Annotated in this window: 4 protein-coding genes and 1 pseudogene; all 5 read left to right on the top strand. The window is 37.1% G+C overall.

The genetic code is table 11. The features are described 5' to 3' along the window. Positions 1 to 131 (top strand): annotated as a pseudogene (locus ACNF4Z_RS03310) (ISL3 family transposase); the annotation flags it as partial. Between the two features lie 225 nt (positions 132 to 356). Continuing rightward, positions 357 to 1,070, top strand: a complete 714-nt coding sequence (locus ACNF4Z_RS03305) for a hypothetical protein (RefSeq protein WP_458327820.1) — start codon at positions 357 to 359, stop codon at positions 1,068 to 1,070. Positions 1,071 to 1,822: 752 nt separating this feature from the next. Next, positions 1,823 to 2,095: a hypothetical protein gene (locus tag ACNF4Z_RS03300; RefSeq protein WP_458327819.1), complete on the top strand. Its 273-nt coding sequence runs from the start codon at positions 1,823 to 1,825 to the stop codon at positions 2,093 to 2,095. A 39-nt stretch (positions 2,096 to 2,134) separates the two neighbouring features. Continuing rightward, positions 2,135 to 4,654 (top strand): site-specific DNA-methyltransferase, encoded by a 2,520-nt coding sequence (locus ACNF4Z_RS03295; protein ID WP_458327818.1) that lies wholly within the window; start codon positions 2,135 to 2,137, stop codon positions 4,652 to 4,654. Then, positions 4,654 to 7,440: a DEAD/DEAH box helicase family protein gene (locus ACNF4Z_RS03290; protein WP_458327817.1), complete on the top strand. Its 2,787-nt coding sequence runs from the start codon at positions 4,654 to 4,656 to the stop codon at positions 7,438 to 7,440. Before ACNF4Z_RS03295 ends, ACNF4Z_RS03290 begins: the two co-directional genes overlap by 1 nt. Positions 7,441 to 7,446 lie beyond the last annotated feature (6 nt).

The raw sequence follows: 7,446 nt of genomic DNA, 5'->3' as shown, positions 1-7,446 counted from the left end.
CTGTTGTTGAAGGATTGAACAACAAGATCCGTACTGCATTCAAGCGTTCATATGGGTTCAAGGCACAGGAGTACAGGGATACGATCATATATCTGGTGGCAGGAGGATTGAGGTTACCCCCAGAATGTTAAAGAGATCCATATTTATTTGTGCCTAGATGAACGTTTATGCATTCCTTCATATTTAACAAAATTTCTTTCATAATCTATCATTAATGTTAGTTTTGCTTATAAAAAAATAAACTACGTTGCAATTTTTTTTATAAATAAAATAAAGTTTATATATATTTTGTAGTTATATTTCTATGAATAATAAATTTAAACTATATGTTGCTATAGCTTTTGTCTCTAATTTTGATGTCTCTGGCATTTTCAAGTGGTGATGTTGATATGCTTGGATATACTTCTGATGAACAGTGTAATATCCAAGGTATTTACAAAACTGACATTTCTGTGATAGAGATGGAGAGTGCCTTAACAAACTTAGCTGGTTCCTACGATCTTAAACAGACCATTTCATTTTCAAAAAGTATTGAGATTCACGGCATGGATGTTTCATTTCAATTTAAAAGATTTAACGGCATCAGCACAAACGAATACGCTATAGGAATTATTGTTATTGCAAACGGTCAGATTCATTCAGCAATTTATACACTGATAAAGGAAAATGGGTTTTTAACTAGTGTAAAAATTTTTCCCATAGTATCTACATACTTGAAATCCACATACAGTTTTACTTTAAAAAGTATACAGGGTAGGCAAAAATATAAAACTTCATTGGAGAGAGATATTGAAATTTCGAGAGGATGGCTTGGTATTGCAATACCATTCAATCAACAGCAAACAATTGAACTTACAGCTCTACTTAGTGCAGGAGTTGCAATATCAGAATTTTTTGCTGCTATTGTTGGAGTAATAGTTGTAGGGGGTTTAATGGAAGCTGTAATTGCTCTGATACTTGCTCTGGGGGCCTCATATATTAAATTCATGAATGCTGAAGGTGATTTTCAGGGAATTAACATAGACTTTAGCTATTTTGGTTGGGGTATGGTAAATGCACCTGAATATTAATATTCCATGGGGGGTCTGATGAAGATAGAAATAAGGAGTGCTAAATTTATTCTGCTAGTTTTAGGACTGTTAATGGTGTTATACATTGACCTATCTGTAATACTGATTGCTGCCAAATTTACTTCTTTACCTCTTTTGTTGAAGTTTAATCCTGATCCCTCAAATTTGATTATTATAACACTGTTGAGTTCTATCCTTTACTTCTTATTTTCCTTATTTCTTTCTTTTTTTACCGATATAAGGAAGACAAAATTGTAGATATTAATATATCTTTTTAAAGGGGAATATAAGTTTGAGAAGGCCGTAAAGCAGGGATTTTTTATATCTTATAAATAGTATTTCTTTTATCCATTATAAACCGGATTGCCATCAAATGCCATATTTATAAAATTTTTATGCTATTCCTAATTTATACGTTATTGCAGAAAATGGTGCAACAATTGTATATCAATTAAAAAACGACTACAAGGATATGAACGACGAAAGCGTTTAGAGCTCGCTTCAGCCCTATCATATAGTATTCCAAGGATACTCAACAAATGAGATCAAAAAGATACTAGATATGAAGGCAGGGGAATGCCTTTATATTTACAGCAAGGAGTCTATTTTCTAATATGTTAGTAAGGGACTACAGGAGAGATGCCAGAATTCGAAAATAAGCACTGGAAATAATTGGCTGGAACAATAAGTGGAGCGATGAAAATGTTAGGAACGCCTTAATCCAGGCCCACAAATATTTTAAAGATGAAACCTTGAAAAATCCTAGAGACAGGGATCTATTTATAGTTGCATCGCTTATAAAGAATCAGGATACTAATAAGGCTTACGCAGAAGTATCCAATAAAAACAACATACTTCTCAAAGGAATGAGTAAATCAACATTCTTTCAAAGCGTAAACTATTTACAGAACTTTGGATTAATCACCTTAATAAAGAAAAAGATTGGCAGATACTATACAATGGAGTCACAAATATTATTATCAAATGAATCGATAGTATCTTCGGAACTAAGAAAGAGGCTGTAGTGTAAAGCGCATGTTTAAAATATATCATGAGGTGGTTAAATGCCTAGAAAGGATAAAGTGAAGAAAGATGAGGACAATTTAAAGCAATACACATTTGAACAAGAGAAACGCCTAAATATACCACAGACTGGGCTGGTTTCAGCTAAGACTGATCCAATTAATGGTAAGAAGACTTACAAATTTGATCCACATTTGGATCCAGAACTGCAATGGGCAGGAAAGTCAGAAGGAATTAGCTTTGATGTAGATACTGTGTCTTTACACGTTCATGAAAGAATCGATCCATTGACAATAATTGATGCAGTTAGAAATAAGGAGCCAGATTCTCAAAGAACATTATTTTATTATTTCGATGAGCCAGAGAACAACCTGTCTATTAGGGAGGCAATAGAGTTCTACAAGCATTCTGAGGGCTGGTCCAACAGATTGATTGCTGGTGATTCGCTAATAGTTATGAATTCTCTTTTGGAAAAGGAGGGTATGGCTGGAAAGGTTCAGATGATATATATTGACCCCCCTTACGGCATAAAGTATGGTTCAAATTTCCAGCCATTTGTTAATAAGAGAGATGTTAAAGATGGTAAAGAAGAAGACCTTACTCAGGAGCCTGAAATGATCAAAGCTTTCCGGGACACATGGGAACTTGGAATTCACTCTTATCTTACGTATCTAAGGAATAGATTTCTATTGGCAAGAGACTTGTTAAATGAAAGTGGGAGTATTTTTGTTCAAATAAGCGAGGAAAACTTACATCATGTCCGAGAATTACTAGATGAAATTTTTGGTTCCGATAATTTTGTCAAGATAATAATTTATAAAACTAAGGTAAACTCACAGCAGGGAACTCTTTTAACTTCCATGGGGGACTTTATAATTTGGTATGCTAAAAATAGGGCGTTTATGAAGTATAATGAACTTTTTGTACAAAAAAACCTAAGTGAGGATGTATTAGAAGAATATAAATATATATTCGAAGATGGCAAAGATCGAAAGTTAAAACCTGAAGAATGTCAGAATATATCCTTTGTTAACTCACACAGGGATATGATATACAGATCAGCACCTATTATTTCCAGAAGAGTCCCAAACAATAACTTCAAGTTCGAACTAAATGGGCGCATTTATAGGCCTCCCTCAGGTTTTGGATGGTTAACTGATTTAAATGGACTTAATAAAATTGTTGAGAAACGCAGATTCATTGAAGGAGACAAACATAATAGATTGTATAGACAATTTTGGACAGATTTTCCATACTATGTTCTAAACAACGTATGGATGGATGTTATAGCAGAGCTAAATAAGATATTTGTAGTACAAACCTCTGAAAAAATAATTCAAAGATGTATGTTGATGACTACTGATCCTGGTGACTTGGTATTTGATCCAACATGCGGATCAGGAACAACCGCTTTCGTAGCTGAGAAATGGGGTCGAAGGTGGATTACTTGTGACACCTCCAGGGTAGCCATTACATTAGCAAAACAGAGATTAATGACATCGATATTTGACTATTATGAACTTGCTTATCCTGATGACGGAATCTCCAGTGGTTTCAAATACGAAACAGTGCCACACATTACACTTCAATCAATAGCAAACGACGAACCACCAAAGGAGGAGATTCTTTACGACAAACCCATAATTGACCGCACTAAGAAGAGAGTTACTGGCCCTTTTACGGTAGAAGCAGTTCCATCACAGCGTGTAGTTAATCTGGAAGAAGTTGAAGAAAATTTAAGTACCCAAGAACCAGATAATACAATTGCAAGATCTGGTGAGACGGTAAGACAAAGTGATTGGATTGACGAATTAAGTAAGACAGGAATAAGGGCAAAAGGTGGCCAGAATATTAAATTCTCCCGTATAGAACCAATGCAAGGTACAAAATGGCTTCAGGCAGAAGGAGAAACAAGTGATGGACAAAACGCCGTTATATCATTTGGGCCTGCCTATGCACCATTAGAACGGAGACAAGTTGAGCTAGCAATAGAAGAGGCACAGCAGCTAGTTCCAAAACCAAAAATGGTTATATTTGCCTCGTTCCAGTTTGATCCAGAGGCAGCCAAGGATATTGATGAGCTGAAATGGCCTGGTGTCACGGTGATTAAATGCCAAATGAACACCGATCTTCTTACCGATGATCTAAAGAAAAAGAGAGTCAACGATGAATCATCATTCTGGCATATCGGAAGACCTGACATAGATTTAAAAAAGCAAGGAGACAAGTATATAGTAACAGTAAATGGGTTCGACTACTATGATGTAAGAAGTGGAGAAATAAAGTCTGGAATTTCGTCAAACATAGCTATGTGGGAGTTGGACACTGATTACAATGGTAGAAGTCTTTATCCTAGGCAGGTGTTTTTCCCACTTGAAGATCAGAGTGGAGGCTGGAATAAGCTCTCTAAGGCTCTTCGTGCTTATATTGACGAAGACCTTATCTCCAAATATGCAGGCAATCAATCTTTACCATTCAGAGTAGGAAAAAACAGAAAGATTGCAGTAAAGATTATTGATGACCGCGGAATTGAATCGCTCAGAGTTATGAAGGTGGAATAATGAGTGATGACAAGAAATTACAACATCTTATAATCAACAACCCCTATGAGAAACCTAACAAACATCTCAGATACGATCGAAGTGAAAGAAAATTCGAGCTGATTGAAGGAAGACGCCCAGCTGGTTATATAAAAGCATCGGAACACTCAGATAACTTCGACGATCCAGGGTTCTTCGTCGAACTACCAGAGGTTAATAAGATAAGGGGGCGCGTCGACAAGTGGAGAGATGACGGATACCCTGGCGTTACGAAGGTCACCAAAGAGTTGCTTGATTATTGGAAAAGGCCAGATAGAGATAGAAAGTTATTCTTCTGTCAGCTTGAGGCAATCGAGACGCTCATATGGTTTATAGAAACACCAGATACTGAGAAGCAGGGGATAAAGCTAAAGGGTGATGGAGGAAACATAGAGCGTTTGTGTTCAAAGATGGCAACTGGAACTGGAAAGACTGTTGTTATGGCAATGCTGATTGCCTGGCAGATTATAAATAAGGTAACCTACAGGCAGGATACTAGGTTCTCCAAGGATATATTAGTTATCTCACCAGGACTCACTGTCAGAAACAGACTCCAGGTCTTAAATCCATTTTCTTCTGAGGGCAGCAACTATTATCAGGAATTTGATTTAATTCCACCAGGGATGTATGATAAGCTCAGAACTGGTAGAGTGAAAATAATAAATTGGCGTCTTCTGGAGTGGGATAAGGAAGATAAGGTTAAAAAAAAGAAGAGTGTAGACAAGCGTGGTGAAAAAAGTGATGAGGCTTATGCCAGAGAAGTGCTTGGAGAACTGAAAGATGCAAAGAATATTATAGTTATAAATGACGAGGCACATCATGCCTGGAGAGTCAATCCAGAGGCTTTTGGAAAGTATAAGAGGCGAGGAGACCTTGAGGATAGTGCCAAGGTAGGCACGGTATGGGTAGGTGGGCTAGATAGAATAAACAAAGTAAGAAAAATTCTCCGGTGCTTTGACTTCACAGCAACTCCATTCTTCCCATCGGGAAAGAAGGTAATGGAAGGATCTCTTTTTGATTGGATAGTGAGCGATTTCGGCCTAAACGAAGCTATTGAATCAGGTTTGGTAAAGACACCAAGAGTTGTTGTCAGGGATGATGGGAATCCTAATGCAAAGACAATGAAATCAAAGTTTTATCATATATACTCCGATCCAGAAGTTAAAGCAAATATAAATCGTGCCTCAAACAAAGAAGAACCTCTTCCAGATCTGGTGACAAAGGCATACTACTTCTTAGGAAAGGACTGGGTTGAAACTCTGAATTTGTGGAGAAACAATCACGCGGAAACCCCTCCAGTGATGATTACAGTATGCAATAGGACTGAGACAGCTGCAAGGGTTAAATTTTCATTAGATAGGGGGAAGATAAGAATAAAGGAACTGCAAAATCCAGATGCCACTCTGCAAATAGATACAAAGCTGCTCAATGAGGCCGAGTCTGTTGTCAATGGAACTCCCAAGAAAACGATCGCAGAAGAGCTACGAGAAAAAGTTGACACTGTAGGTCAAAAGGGAAAACCTGGTGAACAGATACAGCATGTTATCTCTGTAGGCATGCTTTCAGAGGGTTGGGATGCAAAGACTGTTACACATATAATGGGATTAAGAGCTTTTACCAGCCAATTACTATGTGAACAAGTAGTGGGAAGAGGATTAAGACGTTGTTCCTATGACATAAATCAAGAAACAGGACTCTTCGAACCTGAGTATGTCAATGTATTTGGAGTGCCATTCACATTTTTGCCCCATGAAGGAGAAGGCGTAGGAATCGAAGGCGGTGTACCTCCACCTCCCCCCACCCCTAAAACGAGGATTCATGTTGATGAAAACAAAAAAGAGTTCGAAATCACTTGGCCAAATGTTTTGAGAATTAATCATACCTATACTCCAAAATTAAAAGTCGATCTCAACAAGATAGAGGAATTACAACTCAATCCGGAGGATACACCACTTAAAGCTGAACTAGCACAGATAATTGAAGGAAAACCTGACGTTACGAAGAAAATGAAAATAATAGATCTTTCGGACGAACAGGTCGAAAAATTACTTACCAGTTTAAGAAAACAGAAATTGATTTTCGAGGCAGCTAGGGATGTATTCGATCAAATGAAACCATCTTGGCCTGGTAGTAAGGAGTATTTGATAGCACAGTTAATAAGAATTGTCGAATCATTTTTGGATTCTGATAAACTAGTAATTCAGAGTGAATCCTACAGAGAAGACCTCAAGAGGAGACTCCTTATTATGTTGAACCTTAACAAGATAGTTCAGCACATTTTTAGTGTTATCCGAGCTGAGAATGCAGAAAAACTAGTCCCAGTTTTTGATAAGGAGATGCCCATAAAATCAACCGGAAGTATGGTTACATGGTATACAAGCAGACCATGCGAAATTACTAAGAAATCACACATAAGTCATGTTGTTTATGACAGTGCTTGGGAAGCCTCAGAATCATATGAGTTAGACAATAACGATGCAGTAGTAAGCTGGGCCAAGAATGATCACTTGGGTTTCGTTATAAGTTATCTCTATAATGGCGTTATTCACAGTTTTTATCCTGATTTCCTAATCAAACTGAGAAATGGTAAGACGTTGGTACTGGAAGTTAAAGGAGTGGATGATGAAAAAAACAGAACTAAAAGAGCAGCTCTCAGAGAATGGATTGACGCAGTTAATTCAGATGGTAGATTTGGAAAATGGGAATATGATGTGTCTTTCAGACCATCAGATATCAAGGATATTATTAAACGACACTTGTTGAACTAAGTCGTC

Origin of the sequence: Caldiplasma sukawensis (assembly GCF_052315375.1) — an archaeon.
Classification (GTDB): Archaea; Thermoplasmatota; Thermoplasmata; order Thermoplasmatales; family Thermoplasmataceae; genus Cuniculiplasma.
This window is presented reverse-complemented; position numbering and strand designations above follow the sequence as displayed.